At 57.4% G+C, this 17,322-nt stretch carries 20 protein-coding genes; 10 read left to right on the top strand and 10 right to left on the bottom strand.

The features are described from left to right. The first annotated feature begins 320 nt into the window (after positions 1 to 320). Positions 321 to 668 (top strand): monothiol glutaredoxin 4, encoded by a 348-nt coding sequence (grxD, locus tag G9X48_RS04465; protein ID WP_004385024.1) that lies wholly within the window; start codon positions 321 to 323, stop codon positions 666 to 668. A gap of 70 nt (positions 669 to 738) precedes the next feature. Here grxD and rnt read toward each other — a convergent pair whose 3' ends face one another. The 5 genes from rnt to eptA all read right to left on the bottom strand — a co-directional run bounded on the left by rnt (position 739) and on the right by eptA (position 5,451). Further along, a complete protein-coding gene (gene rnt, locus G9X48_RS04470) occupies positions 739 to 1,410 on the bottom strand; it encodes a ribonuclease T (RefSeq protein WP_063264649.1) in 672 nt (223 codons plus the stop codon). 95 nt (positions 1,411 to 1,505) lie between these two features. Further along, positions 1,506 to 1,913: a lactoylglutathione lyase gene (gene gloA, locus G9X48_RS04475; protein ID WP_004385022.1), complete on the bottom strand. Its 408-nt coding sequence runs from the start codon at positions 1,911 to 1,913 to the stop codon at positions 1,506 to 1,508. 91 nt (positions 1,914 to 2,004) lie between these two features. Continuing rightward, positions 2,005 to 3,102, bottom strand: a complete 1,098-nt coding sequence (locus G9X48_RS04480; protein WP_012124917.1) for an alkene reductase — start codon at positions 3,100 to 3,102, stop codon at positions 2,005 to 2,007. Between the two features lie 74 nt (positions 3,103 to 3,176). Next, the gene (locus G9X48_RS04485; RefSeq protein ID WP_014728996.1) at positions 3,177 to 3,758 is read right to left on the bottom strand and encodes a TetR/AcrR family transcriptional regulator; all 582 of its coding nucleotides are present in this window, start codon (positions 3,756 to 3,758) and stop codon (positions 3,177 to 3,179) included. 64 nt (positions 3,759 to 3,822) lie between these two features. Then, positions 3,823 to 5,451, bottom strand: a complete 1,629-nt coding sequence (gene eptA, locus G9X48_RS04490) for a phosphoethanolamine transferase EptA (protein ID WP_097641963.1) — start codon at positions 5,449 to 5,451, stop codon at positions 3,823 to 3,825. 204 nt (positions 5,452 to 5,655) lie between these two features. Between eptA and G9X48_RS04495 the strand changes: the two genes are divergently transcribed. The 3 genes from G9X48_RS04495 (at position 5,656) to sodC (ending at position 7,441) form a co-directional block, all read left to right on the top strand. Further along, positions 5,656 to 5,895, top strand: coding sequence for a DUF1289 domain-containing protein (locus G9X48_RS04495; RefSeq protein WP_004386102.1), 240 nt, complete (start codon positions 5,656 to 5,658; stop codon positions 5,893 to 5,895). A gap of 52 nt (positions 5,896 to 5,947) precedes the next feature. Next, complete coding sequence (locus tag G9X48_RS04500) at positions 5,948 to 6,844, top strand: aldo/keto reductase family oxidoreductase (protein ID WP_097641964.1); 897 nt, start codon at positions 5,948 to 5,950, stop codon at positions 6,842 to 6,844. 78 nt (positions 6,845 to 6,922) lie between these two features. Next, positions 6,923 to 7,441, top strand: coding sequence for a superoxide dismutase [Cu-Zn] SodC (gene sodC, locus G9X48_RS04505; protein WP_097641965.1), 519 nt, complete (start codon positions 6,923 to 6,925; stop codon positions 7,439 to 7,441). On the opposite strand, the gene G9X48_RS04510 is transcribed toward sodC, so the two are convergent. The 3 genes from G9X48_RS04510 to G9X48_RS04520 are packed head-to-tail and all read right to left on the bottom strand — an operon-like array spanning position 7,434 to position 10,575. After that, a complete protein-coding gene (locus tag G9X48_RS04510; RefSeq protein ID WP_097641966.1) occupies positions 7,434 to 9,467 on the bottom strand; it encodes an FUSC family protein in 2,034 nt (677 codons plus the stop codon). The two genes, sodC and G9X48_RS04510, sit on opposite strands and share 8 nt — an antisense overlap. A gap of 9 nt (positions 9,468 to 9,476) precedes the next feature. Then, a complete protein-coding gene (locus G9X48_RS04515; protein ID WP_097641967.1) occupies positions 9,477 to 10,334 on the bottom strand; it encodes an HlyD family secretion protein in 858 nt (285 codons plus the stop codon). A gap of 4 nt (positions 10,335 to 10,338) precedes the next feature. After that, positions 10,339 to 10,575 (bottom strand): DUF1656 domain-containing protein, encoded by a 237-nt coding sequence (locus tag G9X48_RS04520; protein ID WP_004386097.1) that lies wholly within the window; start codon positions 10,573 to 10,575, stop codon positions 10,339 to 10,341. Positions 10,576 to 10,749: 174 nt separating this feature from the next. Between G9X48_RS04520 and slyA the strand changes: the two genes are divergently transcribed. Further along, positions 10,750 to 11,190, top strand: coding sequence for a transcriptional regulator SlyA (gene slyA, locus G9X48_RS04525; protein ID WP_012124911.1), 441 nt, complete (start codon positions 10,750 to 10,752; stop codon positions 11,188 to 11,190). 118 nt (positions 11,191 to 11,308) lie between these two features. Here the strand turns inward: slyA and slyB are convergent, their stop codons facing one another. Beyond that, complete coding sequence (slyB, locus tag G9X48_RS04530) at positions 11,309 to 11,776, bottom strand: outer membrane lipoprotein SlyB (protein WP_004386095.1); 468 nt, start codon at positions 11,774 to 11,776, stop codon at positions 11,309 to 11,311. A 258-nt stretch (positions 11,777 to 12,034) separates the two neighbouring features. Here slyB and anmK point away from each other — a divergent pair, with 258 nt between their 5' ends. The 5 genes from anmK (at position 12,035) to pdxY (ending at position 16,632) form a co-directional block, all read left to right on the top strand. Then, positions 12,035 to 13,189, top strand: a complete 1,155-nt coding sequence (gene anmK / locus G9X48_RS04535) for an anhydro-N-acetylmuramic acid kinase (protein WP_097565372.1) — start codon at positions 12,035 to 12,037, stop codon at positions 13,187 to 13,189. A gap of 58 nt (positions 13,190 to 13,247) precedes the next feature. Further along, positions 13,248 to 13,571 (top strand): C-type lysozyme inhibitor, encoded by a 324-nt coding sequence (gene mliC, locus G9X48_RS04540; protein ID WP_004386093.1) that lies wholly within the window; start codon positions 13,248 to 13,250, stop codon positions 13,569 to 13,571. Between the two features lie 56 nt (positions 13,572 to 13,627). Then, a complete protein-coding gene (pdxH, locus tag G9X48_RS04545) occupies positions 13,628 to 14,284 on the top strand; it encodes a pyridoxamine 5'-phosphate oxidase (protein ID WP_004386092.1) in 657 nt (218 codons plus the stop codon). Positions 14,285 to 14,422: 138 nt separating this feature from the next. Beyond that, positions 14,423 to 15,697 carry a tyrosine--tRNA ligase gene (gene tyrS, locus G9X48_RS04550; protein ID WP_004386091.1) on the top strand — a complete coding sequence of 425 codons (1,275 nt, stop codon included), beginning with the start codon at positions 14,423 to 14,425 and terminating at the stop codon, positions 15,695 to 15,697. Between the two features lie 74 nt (positions 15,698 to 15,771). Then, positions 15,772 to 16,632, top strand: coding sequence for a pyridoxal kinase PdxY (pdxY, locus tag G9X48_RS04555; protein WP_097641968.1), 861 nt, complete (start codon positions 15,772 to 15,774; stop codon positions 16,630 to 16,632). Between the two features lie 40 nt (positions 16,633 to 16,672). On the opposite strand, the gene gstA is transcribed toward pdxY, so the two are convergent. Continuing rightward, positions 16,673 to 17,281, bottom strand: coding sequence for a glutathione transferase GstA (gene gstA, locus G9X48_RS04560; protein WP_004386089.1), 609 nt, complete (start codon positions 17,279 to 17,281; stop codon positions 16,673 to 16,675). Positions 17,282 to 17,322 lie beyond the last annotated feature (41 nt).

Genomic DNA, 17,322 nt, shown 5'->3' on the forward strand with positions numbered 1-17,322 from the left:
CAATCATGCCAACGGATGAATTTTAAGAGCTTGCTGATTCTAATCTAAAAAAATGACCAAAGTTAAGCAGCAAATCGTCTTCTGAACGTAGTTTCGTTAACCGGCGCACTCTTTTTCGCCAGTTGCCGCTGCGCCGACGCGCATTTTAGCGCGCCTTCTCAGAGGAGAATATCGGCAGCTTACAGAAAAGTGTTATTATTTGCTTCTCTTTCACCACGGCACGGCACCGGGCTTAAGCGCAAGATTATGCATTTTCGGGACGCTCCGGAGCCGCTACAATGTAAAGCTAACGCCGTAATGACGCTTGAGGAAGTAAGACAATGAGCACTACGCTTGAAAAAATTCAACGCCAGATCGCTGAAAACCCGATTCTGCTGTACATGAAAGGCTCCCCGAAACTGCCGAGCTGCGGCTTCTCCGCACAGGCGGTACAGGCGCTGTCTGCCTGCGGCGAGCGTTTTGCGTATGTCGATATCCTGCAAAACCCGGATATCCGTGCAGAACTGCCGAAATACGCTAACTGGCCCACCTTCCCGCAGCTGTGGGTGGATGGCGAACTGGTCGGTGGCTGCGATATCGTTATCGAAATGTATCAGCGCGGCGAACTGCAGACGCTTATCAAAGAGACGGCGGCGAAATATAATTCGGCCACGCCGGACGCAGAGTAATCCCGTTGCGCGTTATCGCGCAGACCAAAAAGCGGCCCTGAGAGGCCGCTTTTTTTTGCGCTGCGTTAGCTTATTCGCCGTCCTGCGGCGTCGCGTTTTCTGCGGCGAGCGGCGGCACCGGCCAGCCGCCCAGACGCTTCCAGCGGTTAACGATTTCACAAAACAGCAGGGCGGTTTGCTCGGTGTCGTAAAGTGCCGAATGCGCCTGGGTGCTGTCAAACGGCATGCCCGCCGCGATACACGCTTTTGCGAGCACCGTCTGGCCAAGCGCCAGCCCGCTTAACGCCGCGGTGTCGAACGTCACAAACGGGTGGAACGGATTACGTTTGAGCGACGCGCGCTCGGCGGCCGCCATCATAAAACTGTGATCGAACGTGGCGTTGTGCGCCACCATAATCGCGCGGTTGCAGTTACTCTCTTTCATGCCCTTGCGCACCATTTTAAAAATGGCATGCAGCGCGTCATATTCGCTGACGGCGCCGCGCAGCGGATTGTGCGGATCGATACCGTTAAAGGCCAGCGCTTCCGGCTGGAGAATAGCGCCTTCAAAAGGCTCAACGTGAAAATGCAGTGTTTCATCGGGGGTGAGCCAGCCGTCAGCATCCATTTTCAGCGTCACGGCGGCGATTTCCAGCAGCGCGTCGGTTTTGGCGTTAAAACCGGCGGTTTCCACATCGATGACAACAGGGTAAAAGCCACGAAAACGGTCGGACAGACCGGTCAGTTGAGCGTTATCGGACATCAGCGTCTCTTAAGTTTGGGGAATTAAAGCAGCGCGCATTATGGCAAATTTCACGACGGGATGCAGCAAGGCGGGCAGAACGCCCGCCGGAGGGATCAGTTGCCGAGGCCGCGACCCGCGTCTTTCTCTTCGATAAGTTCGATTTTGTAACCATCCGGATCTTCAACAAACGCGATAACGGTGGTGCCGCCTTTGACCGGGCCCGCTTCACGGGTGACGTTGCCGCCGTTGTTGCGGATGCGCTCGCAGGCTTCTGCGGCGTTATCAACGCTGATGGCGATATGACCGTAAGCCGTGCCGAGCTCATAGCTCTCCACGCCCCAGTTGTAAGTCAGCTCGATCACAGCTTCTTCGCTCTCCGGGCCGTAACCAACAAACGCCAGGGAATATTTGTATTCCGGGTTTTCACTGGTGCGCAGCAGTTTCATGCCGAGTACGTTGGTGTAGAAATCGATAGAGCGTTGCAGGTCGCCAACGCGCAGCATGGTGTGAAGTAAGCGCATAAGATCCTCTTAAATAAACGGCTTGTGATAATGCTTTTGGGTGAAACAGGGTTTTAGTATAGCGGCGGAAGGCCGCCGCTATCAATTTGGATCACAGGGTGGGGTAATCGATGTAGCCTTCCGCGCCGCCGCCGTAGAAGGATTCCGGGCGCTGCGGGTTAAGCTCCGCTTTTTTACGCAGACGTTCAACGAGATCCGGGTTAGCGATATAGTCGCGGCCAAACGCCACGGCATCGATAAGCCCTTTCTGGATCAGCGCTTCCGCTTTCTCACGGGTGTACGCGCCTGCGCCGATGATGGCGCCATCGAAACGCTCACGCACTTTCTGGCGGAATTCGTCAGTGTAAGGCACGCCGCCCGCCCAGTCCGGCTCGGACATATGCAGGTACGCAATGCCGCGCTTGTTCAGCTCTTCGATGAGGTACAGCGCGTCAGCTTCTTCGTTCGGGCCGTTATCCACGTTCTGGAAAGAGCCAATCGGCGACACGCGAATACCGATGCGATCGGCACTCCACTCTTTACACACCGCATCGACCACTTCCAGTACCAGACGCGCGCGGTTTTCCACGCTGCCGCCATACTGGTCGGTGCGGTGGTTAGAGGACGGCGACAGGAACTGGTGCAGCAAATAACCGTGGGCGGAGTGCAGCTCTGCCATATCGAAACCGGCGTCGCGCGCATTGCCGACCGCCTTGCGAAAATCATCTACGATGCCCGGGATTTCGTGCGTTTCCAGCGCGCGCGGCGTGGTGGTGTCGACACGGATAGCTTTGCCGTTTTCATCACGCAGCGACGTACGGGTACCGGAGTTAATCGCAGAAGGCGCGACCGGCGCTTCGCCGCCCGGCTGAATGCTGCTGTGCGAGATACGGCCGGTGTGCCACAGCTGAACGGCGATGCGGCCATCGGCCCCGTGCACCGCAGCCGTGATTTTCTTCCACGCGGCGATCTGTTCCTCGCTGTGCAGGCCCGGCGCGCCCGCGTAGCCTTTGGCCTGCGCGGAAATCTGGGTGGCTTCGCTGATGATAAGCCCGGCGCTGGCGCGCTGGCGGTAATACTCCGCCATCATCGCGGTTGGAATATCGCCCGGTTCGATGCTGCGCAGGCGGGTCAGCGGGGCCATGAATACGCGGTTAGGGGCGGTAACAGCGCCCACTTTCAGCGGGGTAAACAGCTTTTCGTCTTGCATAGTCACTCCTGAGTAGACCGGTCGTCTTGTAATGAGCGAAATAAAAAAGCGCTGCCTTGCGGCAGGCGCTCTCTTCAAAGGATTTCTTTAACGTGCGCCAGCGCGTTTTCGAGCGGCGCGCCGCTGCGCGACACTTTGGCCTGCAGGCTTGCGCCAAGCCAGAGCACGTATAACACCTGCGCCCGCTGTTGCGCGCTACCGCTGAAGGTCAGCGCCTCTGCATCGCGGCCGCGCTCAAGCGCCTCTGCCAGCAGGGCGATGACCTGCGCCGCACCTTTATCAAGCGCGCCGCGCATATCTTCCGACAGATCGCACACTTCCGCAGAGAGCTTCACGGTCAGGCAGCCCATCATTTTGCCCGTCTGGCAGTAATGGTGAAGCGTCTGTTCAAACCAGGCGATTAGCTGCTCGCGCGCCGGGCCCGCCGGGTCGAAGTGTTGCTCAAGGCATGCCTGATACCGGGCGTAGTGACGCTCCAGCATCGCCACGCCAAACGCCTCTTTCGAGCGAAAGTAGTGGTAGAAGGAGCCTTTCGGTACGCCCGCGGTTTTTAACAGCTCGCTTAATCCCATGCCGGTAAAGCCGCGTTGCAGGCAGAGCTGCTCGCCGGTGGCAAGAAGATGTTCGCGCGTGTCGTGTTCAGGTGTTCGGTTCATACAATCCAATCTAATAGACCGGTCGGTCTAATGCAAGTCGCCTCAGTGAAAACCGCCAGAAACGTTAATTTTTCCGGCAGGCGCTAAGCATATCCTCCTGCGGCTGATAAAGCGAAGTCTGGATGTTCATGATGCCCAGCACCGTTGAGAAGAGATTGTCCTGAGACACCTCATCCGTCGCCGCGCGTTTGCCGAGACAGGCTGTATCGACGCCATACTGACGCGCGTAATCGCCGGAGAGCCAGAACAGCATCGGAATGTGCGTCTGCTGCTCAGGGGCCAGCATATACGGCGCGCCGTGCAGATAGATGCCATTCTCGCCGAGCGATTCGCCGTGGTCTGAAAGATAGACCAGCGCGGTGTTCATGGTGTCCTGACGCTTACGCAGCGCATCTATGGTGCGGCTCAGGACATCGTCGGTATACAGAATGGTATTGTCATACGTGTTAATCAGCGCCTGGCGGTCGCAATTCTGGATTTCATTGGTGTCGCAGGTCGGCGTAAAACGGCGGAAATTATCCGGGTAGCGGCGGTAATAAGCCGGGCCGTGGCTGCCCATCAGATGCAGAACAATCACAGAGTCCTGTTTCACGCCATCCAGGATATTATCGAAACGCCACAGCAGCGCGTCGTCGAGGCAGGAGCCTTCTTTACACAGATCGTTAAGCTTCCATTCAGTCATGTCTGTATGTGGAATGCGGTTACAGGCCCCTTTACAGCCGCCGTCGTTATCACGCCACAGCACATTGACGCCCGCATGCGCCAGCACGTCCATCAGCCCTTCCTGATGATGCGCAAGCCCGGCATCATAATGCGCCCGCGGCATCCCGGAGAACATGCAGGGCACGGACACCGCCGTTTCCGTGCCGCAGGAAGTGGCGTGCGGATAGAACACCACGCCCTGTTTTTTAAGCTGCGGATTGGTCTCGCGCTCATAACCGCCAAGCGAATAGTTCTGTTCGCGGGAGGCTTCGCCAATCACCACCACCAGCACGGTTTTTTTCGCCTGCTGGCGGATCACCGGGCCTTTTTTGGCATCTTCGCCGATGCGCACCAGCGTCTGGTCGCCCGCAAAATACCGTGAATGGGTATATTTTACGATGCCGCTGAGGTAGTTGGGCGGCGTCACCATTTTGGCGATGTTTTTATTGTTGCGAAACAGCGAGGCGTAGTCCTTATAAAAGAGCGACGCCACCAGAATGATAATCAGCAGGCTCGCGAGAATGCTGACCAGACGGCGCAGGGCAGTCCACAGCAGACTGCCTGAAATCACTTCAATGCGGCTAAACAGTAATGCAGGCACCACACCCGCGATAAGCAACCAGCCGATTAGCTGGGGCGTAATCAGCGCTCCGGCCTCCTGGGGATTGGTCTCGAAGATATTGACCATCATGTTCTGGTCAATCACGGCACCGTAGGTATACATAAAATAACTGCTGGCGGCAGAGCCAAACAGCAAGATAACCAGTACGGGTTTACGCAGCCAGGGCACATTGATAATGCTGAAAATGACCAGCCAGGCGCAGAACAGCACCAGCGGTACGCTTGCAGCGAAGAGGATATCGTGAAAATGATGCGGTGCAATAATCGTCCAGCAGCGGGCGATAAACAGCGCATTTATCAGGGTGAAAAGCAGGGCGCTAAAAAGGTTAAAACGTAAATCGCTCCAGCGCCATTTTTTAATCATTGCCATCAGTAAGCTCCATTAATGATGACATCAGTGTAAGACGTAAAGATTAGTTAAACCTTAATCCGTTTTTAAGAGTGGGAGCTTGAGAGTAAACAGCAGGTCAACAATACAGGAATGAGGATGATAAATCGGCGTGATAACAGGTCGACTTGCAACCCGACGCCGTTCAGGCTTCAATTGTAACTATCATGTTAACGAGGAATCGTTGTGGCCGAGCAGCTTGAGTTTTTCCCCGTTCCCAGTCCGTGCCGTGGGATCTGCCAGTCCGATGAACGTGGCTACTGCCGTGGCTGTATGCGCAGCCGCGACGAGCGTTTCAACTGGCAGAAGATGAGCGATTCGCAAAAGCAGGAGGTGTTGCGCCTCTGCCGCCAGCGTATGCTCCGTAAGCTGCGCGCCACTCGCCCCGATCCAGACGAAGAACCACAGCAGCCTTCACTGTTTTAACCGCGTCGCTTGCGTATAATCGCCACAATTTTCCTTTCTGAGGTAAGTACTTATGGTTGAGCGTATTCTTATGGCACCCCAGGGGCCGACATTTTCACGTCTGGTGATGGGGTACTGGCGTTTAATGGAGTGGAACTACTCCGCCCGCGAGCTGGTCGGGTTTATTGAGCAGCATCTGGAGCTTGGGATCACCACCGTCGATCACGCGGATATTTATGGTAATTATCAGTGCGAAGCGGCGTTTGGTGAGGCGCTGCGTCTGGCACCGCATCTGCGCGACAAGATGGAAATCGTCACCAAATGCGGTATCGCCACGACCGCGAAGCCGGAAAACGTGATTGGTCATTACATCACCGAGCGTGCGCATATTGTGCAGAGCGCCGAAAACTCCCTGCGGCATCTGCATACTGATGTGCTGGATCTGCTGCTGATCCATCGTCCCGATCCGTTGATGGATGCCGATGAGATTGCCGAAGCATTTCTTGAGCTGCATAAAAGCGGCAAAGTGCGTCACTTTGGCGTTTCTAACTTCACGCCTGCGCAGTTCTCCTTGGTGCAGTCGCGTCTGCCGTTTACGCTCGCCACCAATCAGGTTGAGATTTCGCCAGTACATCAGCCGCTGCTGCTGGACGGAACACTGGATCTGCTTCAGCAACTGCGCATTCGCCCGATGGCCTGGTCATGCCTGGGCGGCGGGCGGCTGTTCAGTGATGAAAGTTTTGCGCCGCTGCGTGCCGAGCTGCATCAGGTCGCAGAAGAGACGGGCGCGCAGACTATCGAGCAGGTCGTTTATGCCTGGGTGATGCGTCTGCCATCGTGCCCGCTGCCGATTATCGGCTCGGGGAAAATCGACCGCGTGAAAAGCGCGGTGGGCGCGCTGTCACTTGAAATGTCTCGCCAGCAGTGGTTCCGCATTCGCAAGGCCGCGCTCGGTTACGACGTGCCCTGACAGCCAGATTCCCTCCATTCCGGTGAAATTCATTACCTTGTTATAGACTTACGGGAATCACCTGAAACTGGAGGGAATATGAAGCGATTAACACTGGCGGCGATGGCGCTGCTCGTATGCGGTGCCGCGCAGGCCGCCAGCGAAGAAGTGGAACTACACCTGGTGACTGACAAAGGCGTAGGTCAGTCCGTCGGGATGGTCAAAATCACTGAAACCGATAAAGGTCTGGAGTTCGCGCCCGATCTTAACGGCCTTCCGCCAGGCGATCACGGCTTTCACATTCATGCCAAAGGCAACTGCGAACCCGCCATGAAAGACGGCAAAATGGTCGCGGCAGAAGCCGCTGGCGGCCACTTCGACCCGCAAAATACCGGTAAACACGCCGGGCCGGAAGGCGACGGACATTTAGGTGACCTGCCGGTGCTGGCGGTGAACAACGACGGCAAAGCCACCGACCCGGTGACCGCACCGCGCATCAAAAAGCTGGATGAAGTGAAGGGCAAAGCGCTGATGGTACATGTCGGCGGCGATAACCTGTCCGATCATCCGAAACCGCTGGGCGGCGGCGGTGCCCGTTACGCCTGCGGCGTTATTTAACCGCTCGCCGGGCGTTGTCCTCCTGCGGTGAGGGCGACGCCTGTTCCAGCTGTGACAGCGAACACCACAGGCGCCAGATAATTCCCGCCAGCCGCCGCGCGTCCGGCTGATGATGGCGCGCAAGCGTAAAGCTGATGCGTTCAAGCTCGCCGAGCGCCGCCGCTAGCGGCCGCTGGCGAACCCCTTTAACGCTCATGACATCCCGCAGCGTTTCGATGCAGATATCACGCACCTGCGAGAGCGGGTCAGCGCGGGTTTCCCATTCGCGCAGTTGCCAGACCACGTGCGAACAGTTCAGCAGCACCACGCCCCAGCGCAGCAGCCAGCGGCGCGTGGCGTCATCTTTACTGTTGCTGAGCTGGCTGATGTGATGATAAACCAGCGATTCAAACGCCGCTTCACCGCGCTGCGGAACGCGGCTGAGCTGATCGATAAATCCGCGACGCAGGGCGCGGATATGGCGCAGCCCCTTACGCCGGTCAGAGCCGGGCCGAAGTACGGCGAATGCCACCCAGCAGAATGCCACGCCGCAAATCTTCGCCAGATTATCATTCAGAAAATCCGCCAGATCGTAAACCGGCGGGTTCGTCACCGCGATAAACGAGCCCATAAAGACAATCAGCTGTCCCCATAGCCCCGCAAAGCGCGGCTGTTGTAGCTTCAGGAGCTGCATCGTGGTCAGTAGCGGGAAGAGAAACAACAGAAACTGCCAGAGATCGGTGACCTGTACCATCAGCCCGAATTTCACCACAAAGCTGAACAGCGTCAGGAGTAACAGCGTGCGCAGCAGCAGGTTGAGCGAATTATGCGGCGATGGTGAGGCGGAATAAAGCACGCAGCTTATCGCGGCAAGCGTCAGCGCGCCGCTGCCCGACTCCCAGCGGGTGTTAATCGCCCAGGCGCCAATCAGTGTGATGACGCAAAAGGTGCGAAGCGCACTCCACAGCGCCTCGGTGTTATCGGTATGGCGCGCCAGCGGCGGCGCGGCTGGCACGCTTATCGTGTCGTCGGGAATGGGGGTATCAAGCCTGGCAATCCAGCGCTGACAGTTCATCCAGACGCGGCAGAAATCGCGCAGCCGCAGCCAGAACGCCTGATGGCGAAAATCACTGTTTTCATCTGGAGCGAGTGCGACCAGAAGGCGCGCCACCCGCAGCGGGCAGGGCTTCGGATGGCCGAGCTCTTCCAGCAACGCCTCAAGCCCGGCCCACAGGCTTTGCGGCGGCTGTGGCCAGTTCATCAACAGGCGGCGCAGTCCGGAGATATAACTGGTCAGTCGCAGTTGCTGGTGCAGCAGATAATTCAGCAACTGGTTCTGCTGGCGGATACGGTAATGGCTCCAGAACGCCTGGATGCGCAGCACGTTGAGCGTCAGCACCTGCGTAATCACGCCCTCATGGGCGGTGCGGATGGCGTCGGTGGTTTGCGGTTTCCACAGCAGGCTGGCGTGCTCCAGCAGACGCGCCTGCATTTTGCGCAGCGCGCCGAGAAACGTCACGCTGTCGGGCTGGCCCGGCATCACCATCATCATCAGGCCACCGCACAAAATGCCGACGATCACTTCGCAGACGCGCGACTGGGCGATATTCCAGAGCTCTGTGGTTTCAACCGTATTGACCAGTGGAAAAGCGATGATGGCGGCGGTATATCCGGCAAGCTGAAAGGCGTAGGCGGCGTTGTTATGAAAATAGCCCGAAACCCAGGTGCAGAGCGCGAGCCACAGCGCCATTGCCCAGGTGAATAACCACGGATCGTTAAGCGTATGCCCGGCGATAATGAGCGCGGCGCTGGCTCCAATCAGGCTGCCAGCGATGCGTCCGAGACTTTTGCTGATAACGCCGCCCACCGTCGGGAAACTCACTACGGCGGCCGAGGTCATCGCCCAGTAGGGCTCGTCAAGTTCCAGCACATAGGCGATAGTCAGCGCAAGCGACATCGCGATGCCGTTGCGCAGCGCGTAGCGCCACTGCGCGGGCGTCGCTTTGCCCCACGGGGATCGCTGCCAGGTGAGCCATTCGAGATTCATGAGCGGCGCTTAGTCGGTGAGCGAAACGGTGCAGGTGGTGCCGGACACCAGCGTCACGCCATCGGGCAGGCTGTCGAGCGCGATACGCACCGGCACGCGCTGCGCGAGCCGCACCCACGGCACGTTAGGCTTGATATCGGCGACGAGACTGCTGTCGCTCTCGACGCTCTGATCGTAAATGGCGCGTCCGATGCTCTCTACTTTGCCATGCAGCGGCGTATGGGTGCTGTAGAGCAAGATCTGCGCGCGGGCGCCTTCGCGGATATGGCGCAGTTTGGTCTCTTCAAAATAGCCCACCACGTAGAACGAGTGGCTGTCCACCAGTGCGAAGACCGGCTGACCCTGGCTTGCGTAATTCCCAACGCGGCTGGAGAGATTGGTCACCCAGCCATCGACGGGCGCTACCATATGCGTCTGCTCAAGCTGCCAGCGTGCCTGCTCAAGCGACGCTTCGGCCATTTTCAGCGCGGCCTGCGCGGCTTTTACGCTGATATTCGCGGTGTCGAGATCTTCGGCGGAAATATAGTTTTGCGGCAGATGGCGGCGGCGGTTCGCTTCGTTATTGGCTTTGGCAAGATCGGTCTGCGCACGGGCGATTTGCGCTTCGGCGTTCAGCACCGCGATGCGGTAGGGCGTGTCGTCTATCGTGAACAGCAATTCGCCCGCTTTGACTTTCTGGTTGTCGCGCACCAGCAGGCGCGTAATGGTGCCGGAGACCTGCGGCGTGATATTCACCTGCTCGGCGCGAACTTTTCCATCACGCGTCCAGGGCGACTGCATGTAGTAATTCCAGACCAGCCAGCCTGCCAGCAGAGCGGCTGCAACCACAAAGAGCGTGGAGAAATATTTCAGAGTTTTCAGACGCATGAGATTACCACACAATCAGCATCAGCAGCCCGAGGCTGACTGACAAAACGAACAGGGAAAGATCCATTAATGTCGGGTGCCAGATGTCGCCCGCGTAAATCCAGTCACGCAGCAGACGGTGCACTATCAGCCAGATAAAAAAACCGAGAATAACGGCCTTAAAAAGGGGAGGGAAATAGACCGACGCACCGGCGACGAGATCCGAAAGCGCGAACCCTGATGTGAAGAAGCGCGATATCACGAAAGATAATCCTTGAAAATCGGAGAGATGGCACCCGTTTCAGATACGCCGTTGTGGTCTAAAATTATAGACGTCGCGGTATTCATCGCCAGTGTGGCCATTTGTTTTAGCTATCTAAATACTGCACACTAGTCTAAAATCAGCATAATAACTTAGCAAGCTAATTATAAGGAGATGAAATTGGAATCGCCATTAGGCTCTGACCTGACAAGACTGGTGCGCATCTGGCGTGCTCTGATTGACCATCGCCTGAAGCCTCTGGAATTAACGCAGACCCACTGGGTGACACTTCATCATATCCACTCGCTGCCGCCCGATCAGTCGCAAATTCAACTGGCCAAGGCCATCGGTATCGAGCAGCCGTCACTGGTGCGCACGCTCGACCAGCTCGAAGAGAAGGGGCTTATCGCCCGCCACACCTGCGCCAGCGACCGGCGCGCCAAGCGCATTAAGCTGACCGAGAAAGCGGCGCCTATCATTTCGCAACTTGAAGAAGTGATTCTGAAAACGCGCGGTGAAATCCTCTCGGGCATTTCGCAGGAAGAGCACGACCAGATGCTGCACATCGTGGCGCGTCTTGAGAAGAACATTCAGGCGCTGTCGGCGAAAGAGTAAACGGTCTGTATGACGACCGTGTGAAGCAACACCATCACAATCAAAATCGCGCGCATAAAAAAACGGAGGAGCCTGATGCTCCTCCGTTCTTGTATTTACAGCGGTAAAATCGTGCGTTTTAGCGCGGAGAAACGGTGACCTGGCTGCCGTTGCTGGCCAGTACAACACGCTGACCGGCAGAGAAACGGGTATTGCCCTGTTTCTGTACTACCATGATGGTGTTGCCGTCGTCCTTACGGATTTCCAGCTCTACGCCCTGCGTTTTGTTCATTGCGCCCTGAACGCCCTGGCCTGCCACACCGCCTGCGATAGCGCCAGCCGCCGTTGCCAGCGAACGACCCGTGCCGCCGCCGACAGTATTGCCAAGAAAACCGCCCAGCACCGCACCGCCGAGTGCGCCGATAACGTTGGTATCATCCCCGCCCTGGATTTTCACCGGACGCACGTTCACGACAGTACCGTACGTGACGTTCTGTACCTGCTTGGCCTCAGAGGCGGTGTAAACGTCTCCGGAAAGGCTATCATTGTTGACGCAGCCCGCCAGCGTTACCCCTGCCAGTGCAACAACCAGTACACGTGAAATCATGTAAATCTCCTGTTCACCAACAAATGCTCACCTGAGCATCCATCATATTCAAATTATATGGCATAAGACCGCGATATTTCACATTCTTCACGGAGCCGATGATAAAAATCCTAAAATATTCTGCCTGAACGGTAAATCAACAGCGGCTGGAAAACCGGCTTTTTGCACCGCACGGGATTATTCCGTTGCTCAATCAGGGTGAATGTTTATGATTGTGGGTCGCGTTGCACGTTTTCAAACAGGGCTTAAGGATTGCGTATGAAATCAGGTCGCTACATTGGAGTGATGTCCGGCACCAGCCTCGACGGGGTGGATGTGGTGCTGGCGGCCATCGACGAACACATGGTGGCGCAGCAGGCGAGCCTGAGCTGGCCGATGCCGCCTGAGATTAAAAAGGCGATCCTGGATATCTGTCAGGGGCAGCCGCTGACGCTCTCTCAGCTCGGCAGGCTCGATCATCAGCTCGGTTGCCTGTTTGCTGATGCGGTCAACGCGCTGATGGAGCAGCAAAAACTTAAGCCCGAAGACGTCATGGCGATTGGCTGCCACGGGCAAACCGTCTGGCATGAGCCGACCGGCAGCGCGCCGCATACCATGCAGATAGGCGATAACAATCAGATTGTGGCGCGCACCGGCGTCAGCGTCGTGGGTGATTTCCGCCGTCGCGATATGGCGCTCGGCGGGCAGGGCGCGCCGCTGGTGCCCGCGTTCCATCAGGCGCTGCTGGCGCACCCGACGGAGCGGCGCATGGTGCTGAATATCGGTGGCATCGCGAATCTATCACTGCTGTTCCCGGGCCAGCCGGTAAAAGGCTTCGACACCGGCCCTGGCAATATGCTGATGGACGCCTGGATCTGGCGTCAGAAAGGCAAACCGTTTGATAAAGACGGCGAGTGGGCCGCCAGCGGTAATGTGGTGCAGCCGCTGCTGCAAAAGATGCTCCGCGATCCGTATTTCTCAACGCCTGCGCCGAAGAGCACCGGACGTGAATATTTCAACTACGGCTGGATAGAGCGCCAGCTCTCGTCCTTCGTCGGGCTGCCCGCCCAGGATGTGCAGGCGACGCTGCTGGAGCTGACTGCCAGCACTATCGCGCGGGACGTGCAGCTGAGCGGCGGCGCGGAACGGCTGATGATTTGCGGCGGCGGCGGGCGCAACCCGCGGTTGGTGGCGCGTCTTGCCGCGCTGTTGCCGGGCACCGAAGTCTCGTCAACCGATGAGATGGGCATTCGCGGCGATGATATGGAAGCGCTGGCCTTCGCCTGGCTTGCGTACCGCACGCTCAGCGGTAAACCAGGGAATCTTCCCTCCGTGACCGGCGCGCGTGAAGCAAGCGTGATCGGTGCGGTCTTTCCCGCCAACCCCTTAAATAATCGGAGTTTGCCGACTTTTCCTGCACCGCCAGGACGTTAGACTGGATGCGTTACGGGGGCGTCCGGCCCCCTTCAGAAATACGCATTCAGGATATGCCATGAAGAAACTGCTTGTCGTTTTGCTCCCCACGCTGCTGGCTGGCTGTAGCTACTATGACGCTATGGTTGAGCGCATGAACACCGACACCCTCGAATATCGCTGCGATGAAAAACCGCTGACGGTCTCACTCAATAAACAGCGTGAGCAGGTTAGTTTCGTGCTGGATGATAAAATGCTGCATCTGAATCAGGGGCGCGCCGCGTCCGGTACGCGCTACACCGATGGCATCTATGCGTTCTGGTCGAAAGGCGATGAAGCGACGGTCTACCATCGCGACAATATTGTGTTAAATCACTGTCAGTTACAAAATCCGAAGCGTTGAGATTTTAGCGGGTGGGGCGCACAATAGCGCCACCCGATCCTCACTGGTTCAACGCTATGTCTGATATTGACCATCTGCAACAGATCGCGCATCTGCGCCGCGAATATACCAAAGGCGGGCTACGCCGCCGCGACCTCACCGAGACGCCGTTACCGCTGTTTGAACGCTGGCTCGCTCAGGCGTGTGACGCAAAACTCGCCGATCCTACCGCTATGGTCGTCGCCACCGTTGATGAACACGGCCAGCCGTACCAGCGTATTGTGCTGCTTAAACATTTCGATGAGCGCGGTATGGTGTTCTATACCAACCTCGGCAGCCGCAAGGCGCATCATCTTGAAAACAATCCGCGTATCAGTTTGCTGTTCCCGTGGCACATGCTGGAGCGCCAAGTGATGGTCACCGGCAAAGCAGAGCGTCTCTCGACGCTGGAAGTGGTGAAATATTTCCACAGCCGCCCGCGTGACAGCCAGATCGGCGCCTGGGTGTCGAAGCAGTCGAGCCGTATTTCCGCGCGCGGCGTGCTGGAGAGCAAATTCCTCGAACTGAAACAGAAATTCCAGCAGGGCGAAGTGCCGCTGCCAAGTTTCTGGGGCGGTTTTCGCGTCTCGTTTGAGCAGGTGGAATTCTGGCAGGGCGGCGAGCACCGGCTACACGACCGCTTTTTATACCAGCGCGACGGCGATGGCTGGAAAATCGACCGTCTCGCCCCGTAAGTGAGCGATTTTCTTATGCAAGCGCTGGCGCTCCCAGGGCTTGCGCTTTATTCTATGCCTCCCTGAATTTTATTCTTCGCCAGTGGGCGAAAAGCCGTGTACCGGCAAAGGTGCAGTCGTAAATACATGGAGAAATCGATGGCAAGCAGCAATTTGATTAAACAATTGCAGGAGCGGGGCCTTGTGGCTCAGGTGACGGATGAAGAAGCGTTAGCGCAGCGACTGGCGCAGGGGCCGATCGCCCTTTATTGCGGCTTCGATCCCACCGCCGACAGCCTGCACTTGGGCCATCTGGTTCCCTTGTTGTGCCTGAAACGCTTTCAGATGGCGGGGCACAAGCCGGTTGCACTGGTTGGCGGCGCCACCGGTCTGATTGGCGATCCAAGCTTCAAAGCGACCGAACGTAAACTTAATACCGAAGATACCGTCCAGGAATGGGTGGATAAAATCCGCCGCCAGGTCGCGCCGTTCCTCGATTTCGATTGCGGCGAGAACTCCGCTATCGCAGCAAACAACTATGACTGGTTCGGCAATATGAACGTGCTGACCTTCCTGCGCGATATCGGCAAGCACTTCTCGGTCAACCAGATGATCAACAAAGAAGCGGTAAAGCAGCGCCTGAACCGCGACGACGTGGGCATCTCCTTCACTGAATTCTCCTATAACCTATTGCAGGGTTATGACTTCGCCTGCCTGAATAAACTGCACGGCGTGGCGCTGCAAATCGGCGGCTCCGATCAGTGGGGTAACATTACGTCGGGCATCGATCTGACCCGTCGTCTGCATCAGAACCAGGTGTTTGGCCTGACCGTACCGCTTATCACCAAATCTGACGGCACCAAATTCGGTAAAACCGAAGGCGGCGCAGTATGGCTGGATCCGAAGAAAACCAGTCCGTACAAGTTCTACCAGTTCTGGATCAACACCGCGGACGCGGATGTCTACCGCTTCCTGAAGTTCTTCACCTTTATGAGCATTGATGAGATCAACGCGCTGGAAGAAGAAGACAAAAACAGCGGTAAAGCGCCGCGCGCCCAGTACGTGCTGGCTGAACAGGTGACGCGCCTGGTGCATGGCGAAGAGGGCCTTGCTGCCGCAAAACGCATCACCGAAAGCCTGTTTAACGGCAACCTCAACGCGCTGAGCGAAGCGGATTTCGAGCAGCTCGCGCAGGACGGCGTGCCGATGATCGAGATGGAAAAAGGCGCGGATCTGATGCAGGCGCTGGTCGATTCCGAGCTGCAGCCGTCCCGCGGCCAGGCGCGTAAAACCATCGCGTCTAACGCTATTACCATCAACGGTGAGAAGCAGTCTGACCCGGAATACACCTTCAGCGACAGCGACCGCCTGTTTGGCCGCTATACGCTGCTGCGTCGCGGTAAGAAAAATTACTGCCTCGTCTGCTGGAAATAACACTCAGCCAGTCAAGGGCGTGGGAAACCACGCCCTTTATTTTTAACCCGACCTCTCGTTTCACCCGGAAAATCATGAAGAATATTCTCGCCATTCAGTCTCACGTGGTGTTTGGTCACGCCGGCAACAGCGCGGCTGAATTCCCGATGCGCCGTCTGGGCGCCAATGTCTGGCCGCTTAATACGGTGCAGTTTTCCAACCACACGCAGTATGGCCAGTGGACGGGCACGGTGATGCCGCCGTCGCATCTGACGGAAATCGTGCAGGGCATCGCGGCTATCGGCCAGCTGTCGCGCTGTGACGCGGTGCTGAGCGGCTATCTCGGGTCGGCGGAGCAGGGCGAACATATTCTGGAGATCGTCCGTCAGGTGAAAGCGGCCAATCCGCAGGCGAAATATTTCTGCGATCCGGTGATGGGCCACCCGGAAAAGGGCTGCATCGTGGCGCCGGGTGTGGCGGAGTTTCACGCGCGTTTCGCGCTGCCGGCAAGTGATATCATCGCGCCGAATCTGCTGGAGCTCGAAATGCTCAGCGGCCATGCGGTAGCAAGCGTTGATGAGGCGGTCTCGACCGCGCGTGAGCTTATCGCCCGCGGCCCGCAAATTGTGCTGGTGAAACATCTGGCGCGTGCAGGATATCATCAGGACCGTTTCGAAATGCTGCTGGTGACATCCGACGAGGCCTGGCATATCAGCCGCCCGCTGGTGGATTTTGGCGCGCGTCAGCCGGTTGGCGTGGGTGACGTGACGAGCGGGCTGCTGCTGGTGAAACTGCTACTGGGCGCGACGCTTCGTGAGGCGCTGGAACATGTGACGGCGGCGGTCTACGACATCATGGTGACCACCAAACGCATGGAAGAGTATGAATTGCAGGTCGTGGCGGCGCAGGACGGCATCGCGCAGCCTGAGCATTACTTCACGGCAGTGAAACTGTAAAAAAACGCCGCGTCTGCAACAGACGCGGCGCTGACAGGTGTTACGCGCTCAGACCTTCCGCTTTGAGCGCGGCTGCCACGGCAGGGCGCGCTTTCACGCGGGCATGGTAGTCAGCGATATTGTCAAACGCCTGCATCTCAAGTCCGACCGCTTTCGCCCAGTTCAGCACGGTAAACAGATATGCATCCGCCACGCTGAAGCGCAGCCCCATCAGCCACTGTTTCTGCGCCAGCGCCTCATTCACGTACGCGAATTTCTTCTGCAGCTGCGCGCGTGCGATGGTCTTGTACTCATCCGGCGTATCCGGGCGGAACAGGGGCGTAAAGCCTTTGTGCAGCTCGGTGGCGATATAGTTCAGCCACTCCAGCGTATGGTAACGGGTCATACTGCCAACCGGCGCGAGCAACTGACGGTCCGGGACAAGATCTGCGATGTACTGCACAATAGCCACGCCTTCTGTCAGCAGCGTATTGTCATCCAGCAGCAGCGCCGGTACCTGACCTTTCGGGTTGATAGTCAGATAGTCTTCGCCAGTTTCCGTGCGTTTTGCGGCCAGATCCACCGCCACCAGCGTAAAATCGATATTGGCTTCGCGCAGAATGATGTGCGGCGAAAGCGAACACGCGCCGGCTTTGTAAAACAGTTTCATGGCAATGCTCCCTTCTCATGAATAAACCAAATTATGGTAGA

Source organism: Cronobacter sp. HA18006, assembly GCF_011605445.1.
Classification (GTDB): domain Bacteria; phylum Pseudomonadota; class Gammaproteobacteria; order Enterobacterales; family Enterobacteriaceae; genus Cronobacter; species Cronobacter sakazakii.

Coding starts and splice junctions, on each gene's coding strand:
- gloA (WP_004385022.1), bottom strand. CDS start 1,913: ATGCGCTTACTTCACACCATGCTGCGCGTTGGCGACCTGCAACGCTCT.
- grxD (WP_004385024.1), top strand. CDS start 321: ATGAGCACTACGCTTGAAAAAATTCAACGCCAGATCGCTGAAAACCCG.
- slyA (WP_012124911.1), top strand. CDS start 10,750: ATGAAATTGGAATCGCCATTAGGCTCTGACCTGACAAGACTGGTGCGC.
- slyB (WP_004386095.1), bottom strand. CDS start 11,776: ATGATTTCACGTGTACTGGTTGTTGCACTGGCAGGGGTAACGCTGGCG.
- G9X48_RS04500 (WP_097641964.1), top strand. CDS start 5,948: ATGGTTGAGCGTATTCTTATGGCACCCCAGGGGCCGACATTTTCACGT.
- G9X48_RS04515 (WP_097641967.1), bottom strand. CDS start 10,334: ATGCGTCTGAAAACTCTGAAATATTTCTCCACGCTCTTTGTGGTTGCA.
- G9X48_RS04485 (WP_014728996.1), bottom strand. CDS start 3,758: ATGAACCGAACACCTGAACACGACACGCGCGAACATCTTCTTGCCACC.
- G9X48_RS04510 (WP_097641966.1), bottom strand. CDS start 9,467: ATGAATCTCGAATGGCTCACCTGGCAGCGATCCCCGTGGGGCAAAGCG.
- sodC (WP_097641965.1), top strand. CDS start 6,923: ATGAAGCGATTAACACTGGCGGCGATGGCGCTGCTCGTATGCGGTGCC.
- eptA (WP_097641963.1), bottom strand. CDS start 5,451: ATGGCAATGATTAAAAAATGGCGCTGGAGCGATTTACGTTTTAACCTT.
- pdxH (WP_004386092.1), top strand. CDS start 13,628: ATGTCTGATATTGACCATCTGCAACAGATCGCGCATCTGCGCCGCGAA.
- rnt (WP_063264649.1), bottom strand. CDS start 1,410: ATGTCCGATAACGCTCAACTGACCGGTCTGTCCGACCGTTTTCGTGGC.
- G9X48_RS04480 (WP_012124917.1), bottom strand. CDS start 3,102: ATGCAAGACGAAAAGCTGTTTACCCCGCTGAAAGTGGGCGCTGTTACC.
- pdxY (WP_097641968.1), top strand. CDS start 15,772: ATGAAGAATATTCTCGCCATTCAGTCTCACGTGGTGTTTGGTCACGCC.
- tyrS (WP_004386091.1), top strand. CDS start 14,423: ATGGCAAGCAGCAATTTGATTAAACAATTGCAGGAGCGGGGCCTTGTG.
- mliC (WP_004386093.1), top strand. CDS start 13,248: ATGAAGAAACTGCTTGTCGTTTTGCTCCCCACGCTGCTGGCTGGCTGT.
- gstA (WP_004386089.1), bottom strand. CDS start 17,281: ATGAAACTGTTTTACAAAGCCGGCGCGTGTTCGCTTTCGCCGCACATC.
- anmK (WP_097565372.1), top strand. CDS start 12,035: ATGAAATCAGGTCGCTACATTGGAGTGATGTCCGGCACCAGCCTCGAC.